This window comes from Sphingomonas sp. BE138 (assembly GCF_031456125.1).
In the GTDB taxonomy this organism is placed as follows: Bacteria; Pseudomonadota; Alphaproteobacteria; order Sphingomonadales; family Sphingomonadaceae; genus Sphingomonas.
Map to the genome: position 1 here is coordinate 143,307 of NZ_JAVDUC010000001.1, position 22,857 is coordinate 166,163.

Genomic DNA, 22,857 nt, shown 5'->3' on the forward strand with positions numbered 1-22,857 from the left:
GGCGGTGAATGCGTCGACGGCGATGTTGCCCCGCGGCGGCACGCCTTATAGAGCCTTCGCGCATGACGACCGTGATCCGTACCGCCGACCTGATCGAGAGCGTCGCCGACGCGCTCCAGTTCATCAGTTACTATCACCCGATGGATTACATCCGCGCGCTGGGCACCGCGTACGAGGCGGAGCAGTCGCCCGCCGCCAAGGATGCGATCGCGCAGATCCTGACCAACAGCCGCATGTGCGCGGAGGGGCATCGCCCGATCTGTCAGGACACCGGCATCGTCAACGTCTTCGTCAAATGGGGCATGGACTGCCGGCTGGACGACAACAGCCGGTCGATGCAGGAGGTCGTCGACGAGGGCGTGCGCCGCGCGTACCTGCACCCGGAGAACAAGCTGCGCGCCTCGGTGCTGGCCGACCCCGCGTTCACGCGTCGCAACACCCGCGACAACACGCCGTGCGTGCTGCATGTCGAGATGGTGCCGGGTAGCACCGTCTCGGTCGATGTCGCGGCCAAGGGCGGCGGCAGCGAGAACAAGTCGAAGTTCAAGATGATGAACCCCAGCGACTCGATCGTCGACTGGGTGATCGAGATGCTGCCGCAGATGGGCGCCGGCTGGTGCCCGCCCGGAATGCTCGGCATCGGGATCGGCGGCACCGCCGAGCATTGCGTGCTGCTGGCCAAGCAGGCGCTGATGGAGCCGATCGACATGGGGCCGCTGAAGGCGCGCGGGCCGAAGAACGACATCGAGGCGCTGCGCATCGAGATCTTCGACAAGGTCAATGCGCTCGGCATCGGTGCGCAGGGGCTGGGCGGTCTGTCGACGATCCTCGACGTCAAGATCAAGGACGCACCGTGCCATGCCGCGGGCAAGCCCGTCGCGATGATTCCGAACTGCGCCGCGACCCGTCACGCGCACTTCACGCTCGACGGCAGCGGGCCGGCCTATCTTGAGGCGCCGAAGGTGGCGGAATGGCCCGACGTCAACTGGACGCCCGACAAGGCGGCGATCCGCGTCGACCTCGATACGCTGACGCCGGAGGTGGTGCAGTCGTGGAAGCAGGGCGACCGGCTGCTGCTGAACGGCAAGATGCTGACCGGCCGCGACGCCGCGCACAAGCGGATCGCCGACATGCTGGCGAAGGGGGAGGAACTGCCCGTCGAGTTCAAGGGCCGCGTGATCTATTATGTCGGCCCGGTCGATCCGGTCGGCGAGGAAGTGGTCGGCCCGGCCGGCCCCACGACCGCGACGCGCATGGACAAGTTCACGCGCATGATGCTCGATCAGGGCCTGCTGGCGATGGTCGGCAAGGCGGAGCGCGGCCCTGCCGCCACCGACGCGATCCGCGAGGCCAGGAGCGCGTACCTGATGGCGGTCGGCGGAGCGGCCTATCTGGTCGCGCGCGCGATCAAGGGCAGCAAGGTCGTCGGGTTCGAGGACCTGGGCATGGAGGCGATCTACGAGTTCGAGGTGTCCGACTTCCCGGTGACGGTGGCGGTCGATGCGGAGGGCAACAACGTCCACCAGCTCGCACCTTTGGTCTGGAAGGAGAAGATCGCGCGCGAGGGGCTGCTGGTCGGCGCGTGATCGCGCGCGGGTGACAAAGCTGAGCCGTTCGCGCTCAGCTTTTCGAAACACGTGCCCCGGAACACGCCCTTCGAAAGGCTCAGGGCGAACGGTTGAGGCAGTCCCCGCTGACACAGGCGCGTCGTGCGTGTGCCAGCTTCGTCGATGCAGGGTATGGACATGGCCCTGCCTGTGCAGGGTCGGCCTTATAGTTGCGGCCCGTTTTCCTTCAGTTCCGCCAACCACGGCGCCGCCGTTCCGTCGGACGGCGCGCGCCAGTCGCCGCGGGGAGACAAGGCGCCGCCCGCCGATACCTTCGGCCCGTTGGGCAGTGCCGATCGCTTGAACTGGCTGGTCTGGAAGAAGCGCACTAGGAATCGCTCCAGCCAATGCACGATCGTCTCCAGGTCGTAGGCGGTCCGCGCCGCTTCCGGATAGCCCAGCGGCCAGCGCCCCGCAGACGCATCGTGCCACGCATGCCACGCCAGGAACGCGACCTTCGACGGCGCCTGGCCGTGGCGGATCAGGTAGTGCGCGAAGAAGTCGTTGAGCGCGTACGGGCCGATCTTGCTCTCGGTGCTCTGCAATTCCTCGCCGGGGACCAGTTCCGGGCTGATTTCCTGCCCCAGGATCGCCTCCAGTACCGCGTCGGTCTCGCGATCATATTGATCGGTGCCGATCGCCCAGCGGATCAGGAACTGGATCAGCGTCTTCGGGACGCCGGCGTTGACCGCATAATGGCTCATCTGGTCGCCGACGCCGTACGTGCACCAGCCGAGCGCCAGTTCGCTCAGGTCGCCGGTGCCGACTACCAGCCCGTCGCGCTGGTTGGCGATGCGGAACAGATAGTCGGTGCGCAGGCCCGCCTGTACGTTCTCGAACGTCACGTCATAGACCGGCTCGCCGCGCCCGAACGGATGCCCCATGTCGGCGAGCATCCGCGTTGCGGCCGGGCGGATGTCGATCTCCTCCGCGGTGATGCCCAGTGCGCGCATCAGCTTCCACGCATTGCCCTTCGTTCCCTCGCTGGTCGCGAAGCCGGGCATGGTGATGCCGAGAATGTCCGACCGGGGCCGCCCCAGCCGGTCGAGCGCCTTGGCCGCGACGATCAGCGCGTGGGTGCTGTCGAGCCCGCCCGACACGCCGATCACCAGCCGCTGCGCGCGCGCCGCGACCAGCCGCTTGGCGATCCCCTCGACCTGGATGTTGAACGCCTCGTAGCAATCCTGGTCCAGCGTCGCGGGCGTGTTGGGGACGAAGGGAAACCGGCGGAGCTCGCGCCGTAACCCCACATCCGCGAAATCGGGCGCGTGCGCGAAGCCGATCCGGCGGAACCGTGTCTCCGGCTGCCCGGCGAGCGCGGCGGAATCGTTGAAGGTGCCGTTGCGCAGCCGCTCCTGCACCAGCCGTTCGGTATCGACGTCGGCGATGGTCAGCGAGGGCTCGTGCGCGAAGCGTTCCGATTCCGCGAGCAACTCGCCCAGCTCGTGGACGCTCCCCTGACCGTCCCAGGCCAGGTCGGTGGTGCTCTCGCCCGGCCCGGCGGCGGAATAGACATAGGCGCACATCGCACGCGCCGATTGCGATGCCGACAGCATCATCCGCTCGCGCGACTTGCCGATCACGACGTTCGACGCCGACAGGTTGGCGCAGATCAGCGCACCCGCCAGCGCACCGACGGTCGAGGGCGGGGTGGGGGCCCAATAATCCTCGCAGATCTCGGCATGGATGACGAAGTTCGGCAGGTCGTCGGCGGCGAAGATCAGGTCGGTGCCGAACGGCACCTCCTGCCCCCCGATCGCGATCGTCAGTCCGGTCAGCCCGGCGCCGCTCGCGAACCAGCGCTTTTCGTAATATTCGCGGTAGTTGGGCAGGAAGGTCTTGGGCACCACCCCCAGCACGCGGCCGCGCGCGATGGCGAGCGCGCAATTGTACAGCCGCCCGCCACGCTCCAGCGCCGCACCGACCAGCAGCAGCGGACGCAGCGCCGCGCTGGCCTCGACCACCGCCGCGATCGCCGCGCGGGTCGCGCGTTGCAACGCCGATTGCAGATGCAGGTCGTCGATCGCATAGCTGCTCAGGTTCAGCTCGGGATAGACGACCAGATCGACCGCGGCGTCGTGCGCGGTGCGCGCGATCGCGATCGCGGCCTGCGCATTGGCGGCGGGATCGCCGACCGTGGCGGGCGGCGTGGCGGCGGCGACGCGCACCAGACCATGGCGATGCAGCGAGCGGAAAGCAGGGTTCATGGCCTGCAAATACCGGCCAAACGAACGCTTTGCCAGCTGTTCGCCGTCATGCACCTGGGCTAGATCAGAAGGTTATGGGGGGAGTGCATCCAGGGGTAGACGATTTTGCGGCGGCGCTGGCCGCCGGTGGCGACATGGGGCGGCGGATCCTGGCGATGGACTGGTCGGCGTCGCGGCTCGGCCCCCCTGCGGCATGGCCGGCGGCGCTGCGCAGCGCGTTGATCCTGTTCCTGCCGTCGGCGGCGCAGATCGCGATCTTCTGGGGGGAGGATCACCTTACCTTCTACAACGACGCGCATGGTGCGGCGATGGGGACGATGCATCCGGCCGCGCTGGGGCGGCCGGCGCGTGAGTGGATGGGGCCGGCCCTGTGGGCGCAGGTGGGCCCGTTGCTGGAGCGCGCGCGCATGACCGGCCAGACCGTGTCCGACCGCGACCGCGCCTTTCACCGCGAGGGGCATGACGGGCCGGAGCGGATCCACTTCGACATCTCCTATTCGCCGATCATGGTGGACGGCGACGTCGGGGGCGTGCTGTCGATCGTGTCGGAAACCACCGACCACGTCCGCACCGTGGAGACGATGGCGCAGGAGCGCGAGCGGCTGCGCGCCATGTTCGACCAGGCGCCGGGCTTTATCGCGGTGCTGCGCGGCCGCGATTACGTGATCGAACTGGCCAACGACACCTATCGCCGCATGGTCGGCGGGCGGGCGCTCGTCGGGCGGCGCTATGCCGAGGCGCTGCCCGAGGTCGCCGGGATCGGCTTCATCGAGCGGCTGGACGAGGTGCGCCGCACCGGCGAGCCGTTCCGCGCGGTGGATATGCCGGTCAAGCTGCCGACCGAGGAACCGGGCGTACTGCGCGATTATTGGATCGACTTCATCTGCCAGCCGATCGTGGACGCGAGCGGAGAGGTGGCGTCGATCTTCATCGAGGGCATCGATCGCAGCGACCGGCATCGCGCGCGCGAGGCGTTGGCGCGCGGACGCGCCTCGCTGGAGCAGGCGACCGAGGCGGGCGAGATCGCGATCTGGGAATATGATCTGGTCCGCGACCGCTTCTTCTGTTCGCCGCGCGGCCTCGCCTTCTACGGCCTGCCGCCCGACGGGCGGACGCTGACGATGGCGGAGTTCGCCGCGCTGATCGAAGCGGACGACGTGCCGATGATGCGCGCATCGTTCGCTGCCACGGCCGACCCGGCGCGGCGTACGGTGTTCGACGTGGAATACCGGGTCGTGCGGCGTGGCGGCCCCGTCCGGTGGCTGTCGGCGCGCGGGCGCGGCATCTTCGACGGCGACAGCTGCGTGCGCATGGTGGGCACGGTGGTCGATATCACCGCGCGCAAGTTGCAGGCCGAGGCGTGGCGCGAGAGCGAGGAGCGCTTCCGCGCGCTGGCGGACAGCCTGCCCGCGCTGGTGTGGATGACGGAGCCCGACGGGCGCATCTCGTTTGCCAGCAAGGGCTTCGAGACGATCATGGGCATCGCGCCCGAGGCGGTGGCGGCGCGCGGATGGGCCGGTTTGCTGCGCGCCGACCGGCGCGAGGATGCGATGCGACGACGCGCGATCTGGCTGGCCGAGCCGCAGTCGATGAGCGGCGAGCATCCGCTGGTGACCGGCGACGGCGAGGAGCGCTGGATGCATGTCGAGGCGCGCCCGCGCTTCCTGGGCGACGTCTTCCAGGGCTATACCGCCTGCGCGATCGATGTCACCGAAGCGCACCTGGCCGGGGAGCGGCTGGAGGCGCGGGTCGCGGCGCGCACCGCGGAGCTGACCGAGCAGATCGCCGAGCGCGAGCGCGTCGAGGAGACGCTGCACCAGATGCAGCGGCTGGAGGCGATCGGCCAGCTGACCTCGGGGGTAGCGCACGATTTCAACAACCTGCTGACGGTCGTGCTGGGCAATGTCGACGTGCTGAGCGCGGCGGGGCGGCGCGGGCTGGTCGACCAGCGCCTGTTGCCGCGCTTCGACCATATCCGCATCGCGGCGGAGCGCGGCGCCGCCCTGACCGCGCAACTGCTCGCCTTCTCGCGGCGCCAGCGGCTGGAGGCGCGCGTGGTCGAGCTCGACCGCACGATCACCGGGCTGCTCGACCTGCTCGGCAGCACGCTGGGGCGCGGGATCGCGATCGAGACGCGCAGCGCGGTGCCGGTCTGGCCGGCGCTGGTCGATCCGACGCAGATGGAGCTCATCATCCTGAACCTGGCGATCAACGCGCGCGACGCCATGCCGGGCGGGGGACGATTGGTGCTGTCGGTCGAGAACGTGACGCTGGACGCGCCGCGCCGGGCGGAGGAGCCGCCGCCGGGCGACTATGTCCGGGTCGCGGTGGCCGATACGGGAACCGGCATGTCGGAGGCGGTGCTGGCGCGCGCGTTCGAGCCGTTCTTCACGACCAAGGAGGTCGGGAAGGGGTCGGGGCTCGGGCTGGCGCAGGTCTTCGGCTTCGCCAAGCAGTCGGGCGGCGGCGTGCGGATCGACAGCGTGCCGGGGCAGGGCACCACGGTCAGCGTGTTCGTGCCGCGCGCCGTTGCGGCGGAGGCGGCCGACTCCGTCGTGGCGGCGCCGGATACGACCGGATCGCTGGAGGGCGCCACGGTCATGGTCCTCGACGACGACGATCGCGTGCGGCAGGTCGCGGTGGAAATCCTGCGCGAGGCGGGGTGCCCCGTCGTGGAGGCGGGCGACGGCGCCGCCGCGCTCGACGCGCTGGAGCACGAGCCGGACGTCGCGCTGGTCGTCACCGACATCGCCATGCCGGGGATGAACGGGATCGAGTTCGCCGAGCGCGCAGCGCAGGCGCATCCGCATGTCGCGATCCTGTTCGTGACCGGCCATGGCGACGCCGCGCAGATCCCCGGCGTCGCGGAGGACCGGCTGATCCGCAAACCCTATGCGCGCCGCGTGCTGCTGCACCATGTCGGCACGCTGCTCCCGCGCGACCCCGGAGACGAGCTTTCAATCGGCTGACGACGCGGTTCAGTATTCGTTGTCGGAGGCGGGCGCATAGCCGCGGGCACGATGCGGCGGAGGGATGCGCGATGATGAAGGCGTTGGTGGCGGGATTGTTGTCGATGACGGCGCTGGTGCCGCCGGCGCTGGCGCAGGAACCGCGCGCGATGGATCGCGGCCAGTGGCGCCGCGACCGCGCCGAGCGGCCGGTGCCGGTGCAGGACGGGCCGGTGCGACCCGCCGAGCAGCGCGGGTGGGAACGTGCCGGTACGCCCGGGCGGGCGGAGGCCGACGCCCCGCGGCCGGATCGCCCCGCGTCGCCGGAACGTGACTGGCGCGGCGCACGCGGCGCACGCCGCGACGGGGTACCGCGGCCGCCGGAACCCGGGCGCGGTGACGACTGGCGACAGGAGCGCGGCGGGCAGGATCGCCGCGACGGCATGCCGCCGATGGCACGACCGGCGCCCGATGCCGACTGGCGCAGCGAACGGGCCGAACCGCGCCGCCGCTACGACGGGCGCGACCGCCCGCCGCCGCCGCCGTCGTCGGCGTGGCGCTCGGGACGGGACGATCGCTGGGACCGCGACTGGCGCCGCCAGCCGCGCTACGACTGGAACCGCTACCGGGCCGAGCGGCGCTCCGCCTTCCGGCTGCCGCGCTACTACGCGCCTTACGGCTGGGACGGCGGGTACCGGCGGTTCGGGATCGGCACGGGGCTGGCGCCGATGCTCTACACGCCACGCTACTGGATCTACGACCCTTATGCCTACCGGCTGCCGGAGGCGGAGGAGCCGTACCGCTGGGTGCGCTATTACGGCGACGCGCTGCTGGTCGATATCGAGGACGGTACGGTCGTCGACGTCATCCACGGCATCTTCGATTAGGGCCTTGACCCAGGTCACTTGAAACGCGGGCGCGGGCGGGCGAGACAGGCGCGATCATGTCGATCGCGCATCTTCCCCCCGGCCAGCCCTCGTCCGTCCGCGCGCAACAGGGGGCGGCGGTCGCCGCGCGGCTGGATGCCGATCCGCGGATGCAGCGGCTGCCGAGCGATGCGATCACGGCGTGGCGCTGCCCGGACTTCCTTGATGCGGCGAACTGCGACTGGCTGGTGCAGGTCATCGACGCCAACCGTCGGCCCTCGACCTTGTTCAGCGATCGCGGCGGACCGGGCAGTCGCACCAGCGACAGCTGCGACATGGACCGCAACGCCGACGGCATCCGTCAGATCGATCAGTATATCGCGGCCTCGCTCGGGCTCGCACCCGAACTCGGCGAGACGATGCAGGGGCAGCGCTACGCCCCCGGTCAGCTGTTCCGCGCCCACCACGATTATTTCCACGAGGCCGAAAGCTACTGGCCGGCGATGCGCGAGAACGGCGGACAGCGGACCTTCACCGCGATGATCTACCTCAACGATGTCGAGGAGGGCGGGGCGACGTGGTTCCCGAAGGGCGGGGTTCGCGTCGCGCCGCGCAAGGGCATGCTGCTCGCGTGGAACAACATGGCGGCGGACGGCAGCCCCAACACCGCGACGCTGCACGAGGGGATGGCGGTGCTGGAGGGCACGAAATACATCATCACCAAATGGTTCCGCGAGGAACCATGGGGGCGCCGCCCGCGCGCGGCGGCGGTGTCGGCATGACCGAGCCGCTCCACGGAATCCCCGCAGGCGTCGTGGAGACCGCGCGGCGCGTGCTCGACGCGGCCTGCGCGCGCGACATGTCGATCGTCACCGCGGAGAGCTGCACCGGCGGGCTGCTCGCCTCGCTGCTGACCGACATCGAGGGCGCGAGCCACGCGTTCGAGCGCGGCTTCGTCGTCTATTCGGCCAAGGCCAAGTGCGAGCTGCTGGGGATCGCCGCGGAGAAGATCGATCGCTGCGGCGCGGTGAGCGAGGATGTCGCGCGCGCGATGGCGGAAGGGGCACTGCTCCATTCGGACGGCGACCTCGCGCTGGCGATCACCGGCTTCGCCGGGGCGGGGGCGCCGGGCGACGAGCCCGGGCTGGTGCACCTGGCCTGCCGCCGGCGCAGCGACGACATGGTCTGGCACCGCGAATGCCATTTCGGCGATATCGGCCGCGGTCCGGTGCGCGAGGGCGCGCTGGAGGTCGCGCTCGAGCTGCTGGAAGGCGCGCTGCGTTAGAGTTTGATCCACTGACGTGTAAGCGGGCCGGTGCCGCCCTCTGATCCAGCGTCGCTGGATCGAGCTCTAGAGCCCAGCGCGCGCTTTCCTTCGCGCCTCCGGGTGCGTAGAAGGCGCCATGTTGCAGGCAAGCCCGGGTTTCTCGCTCTCCACGCGTCCGGCGGCGATCGCGCGCTGGCTTTATTGGGTCGCGGCGCTGATCGTGGCGATGGTGGTCGTCGGCGGGATCACGCGGCTCACCGAATCGGGGCTGTCGATCACGCAATGGAAGCCGGTCAGCGGGGCGATCCCGCCGCTGACCCAGGCGCAGTGGCAGGCCGAATTCGCCAATTACCAGCGCATCCCCGAATATCAGCAACTGAACCGCGGCATGACGCTCGACGGGTTCAAGGCGATCTTCTTCTGGGAGTATCTTCACCGGCTGCTCGGGCGCGTGATCGGGCTGGCGTTCGCGGTGCCGCTGATCTGGTTCGCGGTGAAGCGGCGCATCCCGCGCGGCTACGGCTGGCGGCTGACCGCGCTGCTCGCGCTCGGCGGCCTGCAAGGCGCGATCGGCTGGTGGATGGTCGCGTCCGGCCTTTCGGTCCGCACCGACGTCAGCCACCTGCGACTGGCCACCCATCTGGGCACCGCGCTGTTCATCCTCGGCGGGATCGTGTGGACGGCGCGTGACCTGAGCGTGCTCGCCAACAACCCGACGGCACGCCCGGCGCGGCTGCGCATCGGCGCAGCGCTCGTCATCGCGGCGCTGGCGGTACAGATCGTGCTGGGCGCGCTGACCGCCGGGCTCGACGCGGGCTATGCCTTTTCCAGCTGGCCGCTGATGGGCGACGCGTGGTTCCCCGCCGACGTGCCGATGCTGACCCCGGCGTGGAGCAACGTGGTCGACAACCCGATCGTCGTGCAATTCCTCCACCGCTGGATCGCCTTTGTCGCCGCGGCGGCGCTGCTGTGGCTGGCGTATCGTGCGCGGGCGGTGGGTGCGATGCGCGCCGCGGTGGCGGTCGGCGGGCTGGTCGTCGTCCAGATCGCGCTCGGGATCGCGACCTTGCTCTCGGGGGTGGAGATCGTCGTCGCGGTCGCGCACCAGGCCAATGCCGCGCTGCTGCTGATCGCCACCGTCGTCGCAGCGCACGCGGTCAGCCGCCGCCGCGCGTGAGGGCACTGGCGCTCGCCGTCGTGCTGGCGAGCGGCGCGGCCGAGGCACGCTTCGCGCCAAGGCTGGACGCACCCTACCGGCTGCTGCGCGTGCAGGAACATGAGGATGCGCGCGGCGCGCGCCGGTTCGACAGCGCGCGGCAAGTCATTTTCACGCGTACGACGGACGGCTATGTCGCGCGGGTCGCGCTCGACGACACCCGCGACAGCCAGCCGGGCAGCGACTATGCGATGCTCGCCGCCGCCCTGGACGGTCAGGCGATCTGGGTAGAACTCGACCGCACCGGACGGCTGCGACGCATCCGCGATCTCGACGCGATCTGGGCCAGGCTGCGCGTCGCGATCGGGCGGGCGGCGACGCGCGACGACCTGCGGCTCGCCTTGTGGCGGCTCCACGATGCCGCGACCACGGCGGCGCGCGAGCAGGTGGTGGCCGGCGTCCTGCTCACCGCGCTCGCCCCCGACGACGCGGAGCGGCGCCCCGGCGAACGTACCGTCACGCTGCCGTCAGCGGGGGCAGGGCAGGGCGACGTGCTGACGGGCACCGAGCGTGTCGGCCTCACCGGGCACTACGCGACGCTCGACACCCGGGCGGCCGGGCTGCGCGGCACGCTGTCGCGCCGCCGCGTCGTCGATCGTCGCACCGGCCTGCTGGTCAGCCAGAACGACGAACAGCGCGCCACCGCGACCGTGGCCGGCACCACCTACGCGATCACCGACCGCACCACCATCTCGCTTGTCCCGGTATCATGATACCCGTCAGCAAAGCCGCGGAAACCTTGACAGGATCGCCCCCGCGCGGCATTGCGCCGCCATCGACGCGTGCACCCGGCGGGGTGGCGCGTTTTTTCTCTTTCGACGCGAAATGAAGGTCACCAGGCACCATGAAGGCGCTGATGAAGACCACCAAGGCGGCCAAGCCGCACGAGGTGGAAAAGAAGTGGCACATCGTCGACGCCACCGACCTCGTGGTCGGCCGGGCGGCGGTGGTGATCGCCAACGTGCTGCGCGGCAAGCACAAGACCAGCTTCACCCCGCACGTCGATTGCGGTGACAATGTCATCGTCATCAACGCCGACAAGGTGCGGTTCACCGGCAACAAGCTGGCCGACAAGATCTATTACAAGCACACCGGCTATGCCGGCGGCATCAAGGGCGTCACCGCCGCCAAGGTGCTGGAAGGCCGCTTCCCGGAGCGCGTTCTGGAAAAGGCCGTCGAGCGCATGATCCCGCGCGGTCCGCTGGGCCGTCAGCAGATGCGCAACCTGCGCATCTTCACCGGTTCGGAGCACCCGCACGAGGCGCAGAACCCGGAAGTCCTCGACATCGCGGCCATGAGCCGCAAGAACAAGGTGGGCGCATAATGTCCGACAACCGCCAGTCCCTTTCCGACCTGGGCGCGGCGCTCCAGCAGCAGCGCGAGACCGCGGTCGAGCAGGCCGATGCGTCGGCCGAGGCCTATCTCTCGGGCCAGATCGACGAGCCGGTGCAGCGTGCGCCGCTGCGCGCGCAGGAGCTCGACAAGTACGGCCGCGCCTATGCGACCGGTCGCCGCAAGGACGCCGTCGCGCGCGTATGGCTTAAGCCGGGCTCGGGCAAGATCACGATCAACGGTCGTGACCAGGAAGTCTATTTCGCGCGTCCCACGCTGCGTCTCGTCATCAACCAGGTGTTCGGCATCACCGAGCGCGAGGGCCAGTATGACGTGATCTGCACCGTCAAGGGCGGCGGTCTGTCGGGCCAGGCCGGCGCGGTGAAGCACGGCATCAGCCAGGCGATCACCCGCTACGAGCCGGCGCTGCGCGCCCCGGTGAAGGCCGCAGGGTTCCTGACCCGCGACCCGCGTGTCGTCGAGCGCAAGAAGTACGGCCGCGCCAAGGCACGCCGCAGCTTCCAGTTCTCGAAGCGCTAAGACGCGGGCGGCTCCGGGTTGCCGAGGCAATCCGGAGACCCGCCACGGCGGGCGGCAGCGCCGGCAAGGCCGGCGATGTCCGATGGCGTGGCGTTCCGGCCGACGGTTGCGAAGGGGCGGTCCGGCAACGGGCCGCTCTTTTCGTGCGGGCGCTCCTTCTCCGTTCGTGCTGAGCCTGTCGAAGCACATGCCCCCGGGCACTCCGCCGAAGCGGGCGACTCGGGTAGGTCCTCTATGAAGACCCGCGCTCCCCTGCCGTGCCGCGCAGCACCAGATACCCCAGCGCACCCGACAGCAGCGATCCTCCCAGCACGCCGAGCTTCGCCTCCGTCTGCAGCAGCGGCTGCGCGGGAAAGGCAAGCAGCGTGATGAAGATGCTCATCGTGAACCCGATCCCGCACAGCAGCGCGATGCCGAGCAGCTGCGGCCGCGTCGCGCCCGCCGGCATCTCCGCCAGCCGCAGCCGGATCGCCAGTGTCGCCGCGCCGAGCACGCCGAGGACCTTCCCCGCAAGCAGCCCGAGCGCGACGCCCAGCGTCACCGGCGCGACCGCCGCCGCAGCGGATAACCCAAGCAGCGGCACCCCGGCGTTGGCGAGCGCGAACAGTGGGACCACGACGAACCCGACCGGCAGATGCAGCGCACGCTCCAGCCGGTGGAGCGGGCTGCTGCCGCTGCCGTCGCTGCCGGCGCGCGCACGATCCATGGGGATGGCGAGCGCGAGCATCACCCCGGCCAGCGTGGCATGGACGCCCGAGCGCAGCACCAGCACCCACAGCACGGCGCCGACGAGCAGATAGGGCGCGATCCGTCGCACGCCGGCGCGGTTGAGCGCGACCAGCACGACGAGCGCGCCGATCGCCCCGGCGAGATCGGGCAGCGAAACATGCGCGGTATAGAAGAACGCGATGATCGCGACCGCGCCCAGATCGTCGACGATCGCCAGCGCGGCAAGGAAGACACGCAGCGATCGCGGCACGCGCTCGCCCAGCAGCGCGACGACGCCGAGCGCAAAGGCGATGTCGGTCGCCGCCGGGATCGCCCAGCCGCCCGCGGCCTCGCCCGCGCGGTTGAACGCGAGATAGATCAGCGCCGGGATGGCCATCCCCCCCGCCGCGGCCATGCCGGGCAGCGCACGGCGACGCCAGGTCGACAGCTGCCCGTCGACCAGTTCGCGCTTGATCTCCAATCCGACCAGCAGGAAGAAGACCGTCATCAGCCCGTCGTTGATCCAGTGCCCGAGCGACAGCGGGCCGAGCCCGGCGTGCAGCATCCGTTCGTACGCGGCCGCCGCCGCCGAATTGGCGAGGATCAACGCCAGCGCGGCGGCGGCGAGCAGGACGATGCCCGGTGCCGCGGGGGCGTGGAGGACGGTGCGGAGCGCGCCGCGGCGCGCAGGGGCGTGATGATGCATGAACGGAGGTCCGGCGACGATCGGCGTCGCTGGCGGCCCGACCAGCGCACGATACCTGCCCGTCATCGTCTTCGACGACCGACACCCGCCGCCGCTATCGCACCGGATGTGACGTGGGACAAGCGCGCACGGCCGCCGTCGCAGGCCGCCGGGACCCGTTACGCGGCGCAAACCATGTCATTGCCGTATCATTTCATTGCAGCCATAGCGCGCCGACGATGCGCATCCCCCCGGCCCGACCTTCACGATACTGGCGGATCGCCGGCGCCGTCGCGGCCATCGTCGCGGCCGGCGTCGCCCCCGGCGCGGCTGCGCAGCAAGAGGACGAGCAGCTCTGGCTACAGATCAACACCAACGTTCCGGTGGGCGAGAACACGCGGGTGACGCTGGAGCAGATCGGGCGGTTCAGCGACCGGCAGGACGGTCTTTATCAGACCGAATTCGGGGCGCTCCTGTCGCGCCGCGTGACGCGCGGGGTCGAGATCGGCGTCGGTTATCGCAAGGTCGGGGCGCATAACCTCAACACCGCGGCGAACGAGGATCGCGTTCGGCAACAGGTGGTGGCGAGTTTCGGGTCGTTCGTCACGCGCTTCCGCGTGGACGAACGCTTCCATCCGCGCGGCGGCGAGGTCGGCTTCCGGGTGCGCCCGCTGATCCGCTACAACCACCGCCTCGGCCGTCGCGGCACCGCGCTGTTCGTCAGCCACGAGAGCTTCTGGCTGCCCAACACCACCGACTGGGGCCAGCGCAGCGGGTATGAGCGGATGCGCAACATCGCCGGCGTCATGATCCGCCCGCTCGCCGACACCAGCCTCGACATCGGTTACCTCAACCAGTTCCGCCCCGGCCGCGACGGCGCCCGCGGGCAGATGGATCATGCGCTCACGCTACAGCTGACCATCAACCTCCATGCGGCCGAGGCGGCGACGACGCACGACTGACCCTAGGCGGTCCCGACCCCCGCCACGAACGCGCGCAGCCGGTCGGCCATGTCCTGCAGCGTGACCTGCCCGATATCGTCGGCCCCGTCGCCGGTGCGCAGCAGGTCGGCGATCGCGAGCTGGATCTGCGTGATATGATCGATCCGTTGCAGGCTCCCCATGTGGCGGCGCAGCGTGTCGCCGTCGCTCCCCAGGTCATAGGCCAGCTCGGCCAGCATGCTCGACGCGAGCACCAGCTCGGCGGCAAGCGCCTGTGCCAGCGGGCGGGGCACGCCCGCCGCCGGCACCGGCTCCACCGCCGTCCCCATCGGCAGGGGCAGCCCCGCCGCGGCGCTCATTTCGAGCACATCTTCATGACGCCCGCGACCAGCGCGTCGGTGGCGACCGGCTGCGACACCATGCCGCGCGTCAGCGTGAAGCCGCCGCCGCTCTCGGCCGGTGCGAAGGCGTAGCCGCCCGCCGCGTTCAGCGCGCGCAGGCCGCCGGCACCGTCTTCGTTGGCGTCGAGCAACAGCACGCCGACCGCATTCGCCGCCGCCGCCTTCGCCGCGGAGGCGAACAGCAGCGAGATCGACGGGCGCTCGCCCGCGACCGGGTCCTTGGGCAGCAGCCGCAGCGTGCCGTTCGGCCAGCTGTCGATGACGAGATGCGCGTCGCCATGCGGCGCGAGGTAGATCGTGCCCTGTTCCGGCTTCATGCCGTCGGCGGCGACCACCACCTTGGGGGCGCATTGCTCGGCCAATTTCTCGACCATGCTCTCGACCATGCCGGGGCCCAGGTGCTGGACGACGACGGTCGGCGGGCAGTTGGCCGGGAAGGCGGCGAACAGGTCGAAGATCGCCTTGGTGTTCGATGCGTCGCCACCGACCAGCAGCACGCGGCCGTTCCAGTCGATCGGCGGCGCCTTGGCGGCCTTCGGCGCGCTCTTGGGCTTCAGCTCGGCCTTCTTCGCCGCCTTCAGCCGCTTGGCCAGCTTGGCGATGATCGCGTCCAGCTCGGCGGGCGCGGCAACGCGCGGCTTAGGGAAGCAATCGATCGCGCCGAGCCGCAGCGCCTCGATCGATTCCGCCGCGCCGTCCTGCGTGCGGGTCGAAAACATGATGACCGGCATCGGCTTGGTGTCCATGATCTCGGCCAGATATTCGAGGCCGCTCATCCCCGGCATCTCGACGTCCAGCGTCATCACGTCGGGCCGTGCGCTTTCCACCAGCCCGCGCGCTTCCGCTGCGCCGTCGGCCATGCCGACCACTTCCACGCCCGGGATCCGCTCCAATGCGCCCGAGATCAGCGCGCGCATGGTCAGCGAATCGTCGACCACCAATACTTTCGTTCCAGCCATGACCCTGTCCTACTTCACGCGCGTTAACTATGTGTTGCCGGCCGTCGCGGGCTCAGGCGGCGTCCGCCATCGCCGCGCGCTCGACCAGCCGGTCCAGCGCCAGCACCAGGATCAGCCGCTGGTCGATCGTGGCGAGCCCGTCCAGGAACTGCTGCGCCGCGGTGTCGCCCATGTCGGGCAGCGGCTGCATGTCCTCGGTCTGCACGGTGACGATGTCGTTGACCGCATCGACGATGATGCCCTGCAACTGCTCGCCGATGCGCACGACGATGATGACATGGCGCGCGGTCGGGTCGGTCATGCCCCAGCCCAGGCGGTGGCGCAGGTCGAGCACCGGCAGCACGACGCCGCGCAGGTTCACGACGCCGCGCACGTGGCTCGGCACGTTGGGCAGGGGGGTCGCGGGCGACCAGGCGCGGATCTCGCGTATCGCCATGATGTCGACGCCGAGGTACTGGTCGCCGAGCTGGAAGGTGATGAGCTGACGGGACATCGGGTTCGTTCCTTGTAGCATCAGTGCAGCACGCGCCGGATCGCGGCGGCGAGCTTCTCGGGGTGGAAGGGCTTGACGATCCAGCCGGTCGCGCCGGCCTGGCGCGCGCGCTGCTTCTTCTCGTCGGAGCTTTCGGTGGTCAGGACCAGGATCGGCAGCGTGCGGCGGCCGTCGGCGCGGACGTTCTCGATCAGCCCGAACCCGTCCATGCGCGGCATGTTGATGTCGGTGATCAGCAGGTCGGGCTCGTCCTCCTCGTCGAAGCTGGCGAGCGTCTCCAGCGCATGCACGCCGTCCTCGGCCTCGACGACGTGGTAGCCGAGGTCGGTCAGCGCGGCGCGCAGCAGCATCCGCATGCTGGGCGAGTCGTCCACGGTCATGATCGTCTTGGTCACGGGTTACGGCTCCTGGGCAGAAATCAGGGTCATCATCAGAAGAATTCGACGTCGCCGAGCGACGCGGGCGGTGGCGGCGGCGGGGCGGGGCGCGGGCGCGCCACCGGGGCCGGGATCGACTGTTCGGTCACGACTCGGCACCGCGCGAGGCCCAGCGCCGGACGGAATTCGACCCGGCGTGCGCCACTGCCGCCGACGTCCTCGCCGACCAGCGGGATGCGCTCGTCGCGCAGGAAACGGCGCGCGAAGGCGATGTTGTCGCCGCCGATGTCGCGGAACCCGCTGCGCATCGTGGCGCCGCCGAAGATCCGCGCCTTGAGCCGCGTGCGCGCCGCGCCCATCGCCAGCATGGCGTTGATGAGCACTTCCATCGCATAGACGCCGTAGCGCTGCATCGAGGCGGGGTCGTTGGCATGACCCCCTTCCGCTAACAGATAGTGGTTAATACCTCCTACCTTGGCGACCGGATCGTAGAAGCAGGCGGCGATGCAGCTGCCGAGCACGGTGGTCAGCACCACGTCCGCCTCGTCGCTGACGCGCGTCTCGCCCTGTGCCACCGTCAGCCGGCGCAGCCCGTCGCGAAGCGTGAGGCCGTTCATGCGCGGCACTCCTGGAGCAGGCGCGCGGCGATCCGGCGCAACGGCATCTGCTGCACGACCGCGCCGATGCGGTGCGCGACCGCGGGCATGCCGTAGACGACGCTCGACGCCTCGTCCTGGCCGATCGTCACCGATCCGGCCTGGCGCATCGCCAGCATCCCCTCGGCGCCGTCGGCACCCATGCCGGTCAGGATCGCGCCGACCGCATCGGCCCCGGCGATCCGCGCGACCGAGTGGAACAGCACGTCGACCGACGGCTGGTGCCCGCTCATCTTGGGGCCCGGCAGCAGGCGGCAGTAGCGGCGCGTCGCGGGGCCGGCGATCTCGAGATGCTGGTCGCCGCCGGGGGCGAGGTAGACCTTTCCGACGCGCAGCACCGCACCGGCGCGCGCTTCCTCGACGCTCGGCTTGCACAGCCGGTCGAGCCGGGCGGCGAAGCTGGCGGTGAAGCTGGGCGGCATGTGCTGCACGATCACGGTCGGCGGACAGTCGGCGGGAAAGCCCGACAGCAGCTCGATTAGCGCCTCGACCCCGCCGGTCGATGCGCCGACCGCGATCATCGCCTGATCGCGGGGCACGTAATCGGCGGCTGGCGCGCTCTCGGGCACGCGCGGCGCCGCCGCGGCGCTTCGCCCGCGCGAACCGGAGGCGGCGCGGACCAGCGCCGGCAGCCGGATCGCCTCCTCGGGGCGGCGCAGGGCCAGCTTGTCGAAACACTCGAACGCGCCCAGCTCCAGCGCCGCGATGCTGGCGTCGGCGCCCTCGGAGGTCAGCGTCGAGAGCATGACGACCGGGGTCGGCCGCAGCCGCATCAGCCGCTCGAGGAAGTCGAGCCCGTTCATTCCCGGCATCTCGATGTCGAGCGTGACGACGTCGGGGTCGAGTTCCTTGATTCGCGCGCGCGCCTCCTCGGCGCTCGATGCGGTGCCGACGACCTGGATGGCGGGATCGCTGGCGAGGGTGCGCTGGATCAGCGCCTGCATGGTCAGCGAATCGTCGACCACGAGGGTGCGGACGCTCATGCGCGCACCTTCAGATAGGCGGTGCGCCCCACGCACTCGAACCGCTTCGCCACGTCGGGCGACAGCCGCTCTGAATGACCGATATACAGCATCCCCCCGGTCTCCAGATGATCGGCCAGCCGCCCTTGCAGCTTGGCCTTCGTTGGTTCGTCGAAATAGATCATGACGTTGCGACAGCAGATCGCATCGAACCGCCCCTTCATCGGCCACGGGCCGAGCAGGTTGAGCGGGCGGAACGAGATCGCGTCGCGCAGCAGCGGGTCGACGGTCAGCCGGCTGTCGACCCACGTCGCGCGCAGCTTGGCCGGGACGGTGCGCAGCGTGTCGGCCGAGTAGCGACCGGCCCGCGCGGTATCGAGGACGCTGGGCGACACGTCGGTCGCCAACAGCCGCAGGTCGCCCTTCAGCAGCCGCTGCGCTGCGTTCTTGTCGCTGCCCAGCGCCGCCATCAGCCAGGTGTACGGCTCCTCGCCACTCGAACACGCCGCCGACCACAGCCGCACGCGCCCGCCGCTCGCCAGCCGCTGCGCCAGCGTCGGCCACATCCGCTCGACGAAATCCTCGAAATGGTGCGCCTCCCGGAAGAAGCTCGTGTGGTTGGTGGTCAGCGCGTCCAGCATCCGGCCGCGTTCCTCGTCGTCCTGCGCGACGATCCGCAGATACTCCGACACGCTGGCGACGCCGCAGGCGCGCACGCGCGGCGCGACGCGACCGTAGACCAGTTGCGCCTTGCCCTCGGGCAACAGGATGCCGAGCGTGTCGTAGACGATCTTGGCGATCGCCTGATGATCCGCGGGCGCGAAGTCGAATTCACGCCGGCTTCCGGCCGCCATGGCCGCGGCCGCGCTCATGCCGCGTGCGCCAGCTGGCCGCGGCGCGCGCGCTGCGACGTGAGCGCGTCGACGTCGATGATCAGCGCGACGCGACCGTCGCCCAGGATCGTCGCACCGGCCAGGCCGTCGATCGCCTGGTAATTGGCTTCCAGGCTCTTCACCACGACCTGCCGCTGGTCCTGGATCGAGTCGACCAGCAGCGCCGCCTGACCCTGGTCGCCCTCGACCACGATCAGCACCGCCTTCTGCGGATCGCGTTCGCCGCCGCCGATGCCCAGCTGCTCGGCAACCGGATAGATCGGCACGTAGGAGCCGCGCACGTCGAGCACCGCGCCGCTGATACCGATCCCGGTCACCGCGCGATCGGACGGGCGCAGGCTCTCCACGATATGGCTGAGCGGGATCACGAACGTCTGGTCGCCGACCGTGACGATCATCCCGTCGACGACCGCCAGCGTCAGCGGCAGGCTGAGCGAGAAGCTGGAGCCCGAGCCGAACCGCGAATGGATGCCGATGCGGCCGCCCAGCGCCTGGACGTTCTTGCGCACCACGTCCATCCCGACGCCACGCCCCGAGATGTTCGAGACGGTCGCGGCGGTCGAGAAGCCGGGCGCGAAGATCAGGTTGTCGACTTCCTCGTCGCTCAGCACCGCGTCGGGCAGGATGATCCCGCGCTCCACGGCCTTGGCGCGCACGCGCGTCCGGTCGATCCCGCGCCCGTCGTCGGCGACGGTGATGACGATCCGCCCCGAATGATGCGCGGCGGACAGGGTGACGACGCCCGTCTCGGGCTTGCCGGCCTTGATGCGCTCCTCGGTCGTCTCCAGCCCGTGGTCGACCGCGTTGCGGATCAGGTGGGTCAGCGGTTCGCCGATCCGCTCGACCACGGTCTTGTCGACCTCGGTCATCTCGCCTTCGATATCCAGGCGGACGCGCTTGCCGGTTTCGCCCTCCAGTTCGCGGATGATGCGCGGCACGCGGCTGAAGACGGTCTTCATTGGCTGCGCGCGGATCGCCATCGTCGATTCCTGCAGCTCGCGCGTCAGGTGGTCGAGGTCGGTCAGCTCGGAGATGCCGGCCATGTCGTTTTCGCTGAGGCGCTGCGCCAGCATCGCTTGCGTGATGACCAGCTCGCCGACGAGGTTCACCAGCCGGTCGAGCTTGTCGAGGTCGACGCGAATCGTCTGCGCGGCGGGGGCCGCTGCTGGCGTCGGTGCGGCGGCCGGGCGCGGCGCGGGCGGAGCCGCTGCGACGACCGGGGCAGCGGCTGCCGCCAGCGGTACGGCGGCGGGCGCGGGTGCGGGAGCAGGGGCAGGTGCAGGGGCAGGCGCCGGGGTCGGCGCCGCCACCACCGGCTCGACCACGATCGTCGGCGCCGACGGCACCGGCATCGGACCGTCGCCGCGCAGCAGCGTTACCGCGCAGCCGTCGGTGAATTCGAACACCGCGCGGATATCGTCTTCCTCGACCGTGCCCGGCACCCCGATCTGCCAGGCCAGGTACGATATCTCGGGATCGAGTGCGGCGAGCGTCGGCAGCGAATCGGCGTCGCACGACAGCACGACCCCGCCCATCCGCAGCAGTTCGCGCACCAGCAGCAGCGGCTCGGCGCCGTGGTCGAATGCGTTGCGGGTCGGGCGGAACGTCACCAGCCACGCCGGCGGGACCGGCTCGGCCGCCGCGGGCTCGGGCGCGGCGGCGGCACCGCCGACATCGTCGAGCATGGCCATCAGGTCGTCGAAATCGTCGGCGATCCCCGCCGGCGCCTCGCCGGCCGAGTCGGTGGCGGCCGCGGCGGTTGCCGCCGCCGGAACCGGCGCTTCGCCGCTGGCGGCCGCGATCAGCCGCGCCAGCATCGCCGCGTCGTCGGGGGCTTCGCCGCCGTCACGCGCGGCGGCGACGTGATCGGCCAGCATGTCGAACGCCGCGACGATCAGGTCGACCAGCGGCGGGGTCAGCGCCAGCGATTCGCTGCGCAGCAGGTCGAGCAGCGTCTCGTACTGGTGGGTATAGGCCTGGAGCCGCTCGTGCCCGAACGCACCCGCGCCGCCCTTGATCGAATGGACCGCACGGAAGATGCCGTTGATCGTCTCGCCGTCATATTGCTGGTCCCGAAGCGCGGCAAAGGCGCTTTCCATGCCGGCCAGCCCTTCCTCGCATTCCTGGAAGAAGATCTGCTGGATTGCGTCGAGGTCCAAGGTCGGGCTCCTGCGCGAGAATGTCTGGAGATAGGGGGATCAGGCGGCGGTCAGCACGTCGAGCGCGGCGAGTTGCCCGGCCTCGATCATCGCCATGCTGGGCGCGGCGACCTGCCACGCCAGGCTGCGCGCCACCGCGGCGGCACGCGCCGCCGCCAGCACCTGAAGGCACGCCTGGCCGATCTGGTCGACCTCGCTGGCGTCGATCGCGATCGGCTGCCCTTCTTCGACCAGCTTTTTCAACGACTGGCGCAACGGCCCGGCGGCGGCGGTATCCAGTCGGGAGGTAAGGACGATCGACATCGCAAGGCTTCCTGTCAGGCGGCGGGAGAGCGGCGCGACGGACGTCTCCCCGATCCCCTTCGTGATCGCCGGCCCTCTCGCCCGGAAGGCAAGGGAACGGCGGGTTGTGCGCTTATGTGCCCGTGCGGTCCTAAAATGACGTTAATCACGGAGATCACGGGAAAAGCCCCCTGCGGGCCTGCGGCCGGTTAATCCGATAACAACCAATCGCCACCATTGAGGGGCCAGGGGCAATCCTGCCCAGCGGACGGGTCCACTTGTTCACAGCGTTGAAACCGATCGAAGCGGAGAGGGAAGTGGGCGAACTGGGGCGCCAGTCGATCGTCATGCGGGCGATCGGCTCGCCGTTCGTCGCGGACGTGCTGGCCGCGGCCGAGCGGCAGCTGCATCATGCGCCGCTGACGCGCGCGATGCTGGCCGACTGGCCCGGCGATCCCGCCGCCGCAGCGGTCGCCAGCCGCTTCAACGCCGCGCTCCACGCGCTGGCGCGGCGCGACACGCCGGCGTCGCTGGGGGCGCTCTATCGCGGCGCGCACGACGATGTCGACGGCGCGGTCGCCGCCGCGCTGGCCGCGCACGATGGCTTCATCGCCGCGTGGATGCGCGACACGCCGCAGACCAACGAGGTCGGGCGCGCCGCGGCGATCCTGGCGGCGCTGATGACGGTGCGGCAGCGCTTCGCGATGCCGGTCGAGTTGCTGGAGATCGGGTCCAGCGTCGGACTGAACCTGAACCTGGCGCATTATGCCTATGACCTGGGCGGGGTCGCGGCGGGCGATCCTTCGTCGCCGGTGCGGATCGCGCCGGAATGGCGCGGTGCACCCGCGCCCGACGCGCCGGTCGAGATCGCCGCCGCGTGCGGGGTCGACCTTCACCCGCTCGACGCGCGCGACGCGGCGACCTGCGAGCGGTTGATGGCCTATGTCTTCGCCGACCAGCCGGCACGATCGGCGCGGCTGGCGCATGCGCTGTCGATCGCATGCGTACACCGTCCGGCGGTGACCCGCGGCGATGCGGTGTCATGGCTGGCGGAGCGGCTGGCCGAGCCGCAGCCGGCCGGGCGGGTCCGCGTCCTCTTTCATTCGATGGTGCTGCAATACGTCGAGCCAGAGCATCGGCGCGCCGGGCTGGCGACGATCGCCGCCGCCGGCGCGCGCGCCGATGCGACGCGCCCGCTCGCGCGGATCGGCTTCGAATGGAATGCGACACGCAGCGAGGTCGAATTGCGGCTGACGTGCTGGCCGGACGGAAACACGTGCGTCCTCGCCACCTGTCATCCCTATGGCAACTGGATCGACTGGCGGGCGTAAAACGCGTCGGTTTATTCTAATTTAACT

General features: G+C 70.3%; 22 protein-coding genes. 11 read left to right on the forward strand and 11 right to left on the reverse strand.

Annotation, left to right across the window (positions count from 1 at the left end):
- The first annotated feature begins 62 nt into the window (after positions 1–62).
- The gene (locus J2Y58_RS00670) at positions 63–1,586 is read left to right on the forward strand and encodes a fumarate hydratase (protein ID WP_310097161.1); all 1,524 of its coding nucleotides are present in this window, start codon (positions 63–65) and stop codon (positions 1,584–1,586) included.
- A gap of 185 nt (positions 1,587–1,771) precedes the next feature.
- Here J2Y58_RS00670 and J2Y58_RS00675 read toward each other — a convergent pair whose 3' ends face one another.
- Positions 1,772–3,814 (reverse strand): NAD(+) synthase, encoded by a 2,043-nt coding sequence (locus tag J2Y58_RS00675; protein ID WP_310097164.1) that lies wholly within the window; start codon positions 3,812–3,814, stop codon positions 1,772–1,774.
- Positions 3,815–3,897: 83 nt separating this feature from the next.
- Between J2Y58_RS00675 and J2Y58_RS00680 the strand changes: the two genes are divergently transcribed.
- The 8 genes from J2Y58_RS00680 (at position 3,898) to rpsI (ending at position 11,983) form a co-directional block, all read left to right on the forward strand.
- Positions 3,898–6,783: a PAS domain-containing protein gene (locus J2Y58_RS00680; protein ID WP_310097167.1), complete on the forward strand. Its 2,886-nt coding sequence runs from the start codon at positions 3,898–3,900 to the stop codon at positions 6,781–6,783.
- Positions 6,784–6,854: 71 nt separating this feature from the next.
- A complete protein-coding gene (locus J2Y58_RS00685) occupies positions 6,855–7,649 on the forward strand; it encodes an RcnB family protein (protein ID WP_310097169.1) in 795 nt (264 codons plus the stop codon).
- Between the two features lie 56 nt (positions 7,650–7,705).
- On the forward strand, positions 7,706–8,410 hold the full coding sequence (locus J2Y58_RS00690; RefSeq protein ID WP_310097172.1) for a 2OG-Fe(II) oxygenase: 705 nt from the start codon (positions 7,706–7,708) through the stop codon (positions 8,408–8,410).
- On the forward strand, positions 8,407–8,913 hold the full coding sequence (locus tag J2Y58_RS00695; protein WP_310097175.1) for a CinA family protein: 507 nt from the start codon (positions 8,407–8,409) through the stop codon (positions 8,911–8,913). The genes J2Y58_RS00690 and J2Y58_RS00695 overlap by 4 nt, the downstream gene beginning before the upstream one ends.
- 118 nt (positions 8,914–9,031) lie before the next feature.
- The gene (locus tag J2Y58_RS00700; RefSeq protein ID WP_310097178.1) at positions 9,032–10,072 is read left to right on the forward strand and encodes a COX15/CtaA family protein; all 1,041 of its coding nucleotides are present in this window, start codon (positions 9,032–9,034) and stop codon (positions 10,070–10,072) included.
- Complete coding sequence (locus tag J2Y58_RS00705; protein WP_310097180.1) at positions 10,069–10,824, forward strand: hypothetical protein; 756 nt, start codon at positions 10,069–10,071, stop codon at positions 10,822–10,824. Before J2Y58_RS00700 ends, J2Y58_RS00705 begins: the two co-directional genes overlap by 4 nt.
- Before the next feature lie 131 nt (positions 10,825–10,955).
- Complete coding sequence (gene rplM, locus J2Y58_RS00710; RefSeq protein WP_310097182.1) at positions 10,956–11,435, forward strand: 50S ribosomal protein L13; 480 nt, start codon at positions 10,956–10,958, stop codon at positions 11,433–11,435.
- Positions 11,435–11,983 carry a 30S ribosomal protein S9 gene (rpsI, locus tag J2Y58_RS00715; RefSeq protein ID WP_310097185.1) on the forward strand — a complete coding sequence of 183 codons (549 nt, stop codon included), beginning with the start codon at positions 11,435–11,437 and terminating at the stop codon, positions 11,981–11,983. The genes rplM and rpsI overlap by 1 nt, the downstream gene beginning before the upstream one ends.
- A 232-nt stretch (positions 11,984–12,215) precedes the next feature.
- Here rpsI and nhaA read toward each other — a convergent pair whose 3' ends face one another.
- Positions 12,216–13,397 (reverse strand): Na+/H+ antiporter NhaA, encoded by a 1,182-nt coding sequence (gene nhaA, locus J2Y58_RS00720; protein WP_310098316.1) that lies wholly within the window; start codon positions 13,395–13,397, stop codon positions 12,216–12,218.
- 218 nt (positions 13,398–13,615) lie between these two features.
- On the opposite strand from nhaA, the gene J2Y58_RS00725 reads away from it, so the two are divergent.
- Entirely contained in the window at positions 13,616–14,338 is a 723-nt protein-coding gene (locus J2Y58_RS00725) for a DUF2490 domain-containing protein (protein ID WP_310097189.1), read from the forward strand.
- Positions 14,339–14,340: 2 nt separating this feature from the next.
- Here J2Y58_RS00725 and J2Y58_RS00730 read toward each other — a convergent pair whose 3' ends face one another.
- Genes J2Y58_RS00730 through J2Y58_RS00770 form a run of 9 tightly spaced genes read right to left on the reverse strand, consistent with a single transcriptional unit; the run spans position 14,341 to position 21,520 of the window.
- Positions 14,341–14,676, reverse strand: a complete 336-nt coding sequence (locus J2Y58_RS00730; RefSeq protein ID WP_310097192.1) for a hypothetical protein — start codon at positions 14,674–14,676, stop codon at positions 14,341–14,343.
- On the reverse strand, positions 14,673–15,677 hold the full coding sequence (locus J2Y58_RS00735; RefSeq protein ID WP_310097195.1) for a chemotaxis protein CheB: 1,005 nt from the start codon (positions 15,675–15,677) through the stop codon (positions 14,673–14,675). Before J2Y58_RS00735 ends, J2Y58_RS00730 begins: the two co-directional genes overlap by 4 nt.
- Before the next feature lie 52 nt (positions 15,678–15,729).
- Positions 15,730–16,170, reverse strand: a complete 441-nt coding sequence (locus J2Y58_RS00740; protein WP_310097198.1) for a chemotaxis protein CheW — start codon at positions 16,168–16,170, stop codon at positions 15,730–15,732.
- A gap of 20 nt (positions 16,171–16,190) precedes the next feature.
- Positions 16,191–16,565 carry a response regulator gene (locus tag J2Y58_RS00745; protein ID WP_159757834.1) on the reverse strand — a complete coding sequence of 125 codons (375 nt, stop codon included), beginning with the start codon at positions 16,563–16,565 and terminating at the stop codon, positions 16,191–16,193.
- 35 nt (positions 16,566–16,600) lie between these two features.
- Positions 16,601–17,164, reverse strand: a complete 564-nt coding sequence (locus J2Y58_RS00750; protein ID WP_310097204.1) for a chemotaxis protein CheD — start codon at positions 17,162–17,164, stop codon at positions 16,601–16,603.
- Positions 17,161–18,186: a chemotaxis response regulator protein-glutamate methylesterase gene (locus tag J2Y58_RS00755; RefSeq protein WP_310097206.1), complete on the reverse strand. Its 1,026-nt coding sequence runs from the start codon at positions 18,184–18,186 to the stop codon at positions 17,161–17,163. Before J2Y58_RS00755 ends, J2Y58_RS00750 begins: the two co-directional genes overlap by 4 nt.
- On the reverse strand, positions 18,183–19,037 hold the full coding sequence (locus J2Y58_RS00760; protein ID WP_310097210.1) for a CheR family methyltransferase: 855 nt from the start codon (positions 19,035–19,037) through the stop codon (positions 18,183–18,185). Before J2Y58_RS00760 ends, J2Y58_RS00755 begins: the two co-directional genes overlap by 4 nt.
- The gene (locus tag J2Y58_RS00765; protein WP_310097213.1) at positions 19,034–21,217 is read right to left on the reverse strand and encodes a chemotaxis protein CheA; all 2,184 of its coding nucleotides are present in this window, start codon (positions 21,215–21,217) and stop codon (positions 19,034–19,036) included. The genes J2Y58_RS00760 and J2Y58_RS00765 overlap by 4 nt, the downstream gene beginning before the upstream one ends.
- A gap of 39 nt (positions 21,218–21,256) precedes the next feature.
- Positions 21,257–21,520, reverse strand: a complete 264-nt coding sequence (locus tag J2Y58_RS00770) for an STAS domain-containing protein (RefSeq protein ID WP_310097216.1) — start codon at positions 21,518–21,520, stop codon at positions 21,257–21,259.
- 296 nt (positions 21,521–21,816) lie between these two features.
- Between J2Y58_RS00770 and J2Y58_RS00775 the strand changes: the two genes are divergently transcribed.
- Complete coding sequence (locus tag J2Y58_RS00775) at positions 21,817–22,830, forward strand: DUF2332 family protein (protein ID WP_310097219.1); 1,014 nt, start codon at positions 21,817–21,819, stop codon at positions 22,828–22,830.
- The last annotated feature ends 27 nt before the right edge of the window (positions 22,831–22,857 follow it).

Coding starts and splice junctions, on each gene's coding strand:
- J2Y58_RS00670 (WP_310097161.1), top strand. CDS start 63: ATGACGACCGTGATCCGTACCGCCGACCTGATCGAGAGCGTCGCCGAC.
- J2Y58_RS00675 (WP_310097164.1), bottom strand. CDS start 3,814: ATGAACCCTGCTTTCCGCTCGCTGCATCGCCATGGTCTGGTGCGCGTC.
- J2Y58_RS00685 (WP_310097169.1), top strand. CDS start 6,855: ATGATGAAGGCGTTGGTGGCGGGATTGTTGTCGATGACGGCGCTGGTG.
- J2Y58_RS00690 (WP_310097172.1), top strand. CDS start 7,706: ATGTCGATCGCGCATCTTCCCCCCGGCCAGCCCTCGTCCGTCCGCGCG.
- J2Y58_RS00695 (WP_310097175.1), top strand. CDS start 8,407: ATGACCGAGCCGCTCCACGGAATCCCCGCAGGCGTCGTGGAGACCGCG.
- J2Y58_RS00700 (WP_310097178.1), top strand. CDS start 9,032: ATGTTGCAGGCAAGCCCGGGTTTCTCGCTCTCCACGCGTCCGGCGGCG.
- rplM (WP_310097182.1), top strand. CDS start 10,956: ATGAAGGCGCTGATGAAGACCACCAAGGCGGCCAAGCCGCACGAGGTG.
- rpsI (WP_310097185.1), top strand. CDS start 11,435: ATGTCCGACAACCGCCAGTCCCTTTCCGACCTGGGCGCGGCGCTCCAG.
- nhaA (WP_310098316.1), bottom strand. CDS start 13,397: ATGCATCATCACGCCCCTGCGCGCCGCGGCGCGCTCCGCACCGTCCTC.
- J2Y58_RS00725 (WP_310097189.1), top strand. CDS start 13,616: ATGCGCATCCCCCCGGCCCGACCTTCACGATACTGGCGGATCGCCGGC.
- J2Y58_RS00730 (WP_310097192.1), bottom strand. CDS start 14,676: ATGAGCGCCGCGGCGGGGCTGCCCCTGCCGATGGGGACGGCGGTGGAG.
- J2Y58_RS00735 (WP_310097195.1), bottom strand. CDS start 15,677: ATGGCTGGAACGAAAGTATTGGTGGTCGACGATTCGCTGACCATGCGC.
- J2Y58_RS00740 (WP_310097198.1), bottom strand. CDS start 16,170: ATGTCCCGTCAGCTCATCACCTTCCAGCTCGGCGACCAGTACCTCGGC.
- J2Y58_RS00750 (WP_310097204.1), bottom strand. CDS start 17,164: ATGAACGGCCTCACGCTTCGCGACGGGCTGCGCCGGCTGACGGTGGCA.
- J2Y58_RS00755 (WP_310097206.1), bottom strand. CDS start 18,186: ATGAGCGTCCGCACCCTCGTGGTCGACGATTCGCTGACCATGCAGGCG.
- J2Y58_RS00760 (WP_310097210.1), bottom strand. CDS start 19,037: ATGAGCGCGGCCGCGGCCATGGCGGCCGGAAGCCGGCGTGAATTCGAC.
- J2Y58_RS00770 (WP_310097216.1), bottom strand. CDS start 21,520: ATGTCGATCGTCCTTACCTCCCGACTGGATACCGCCGCCGCCGGGCCG.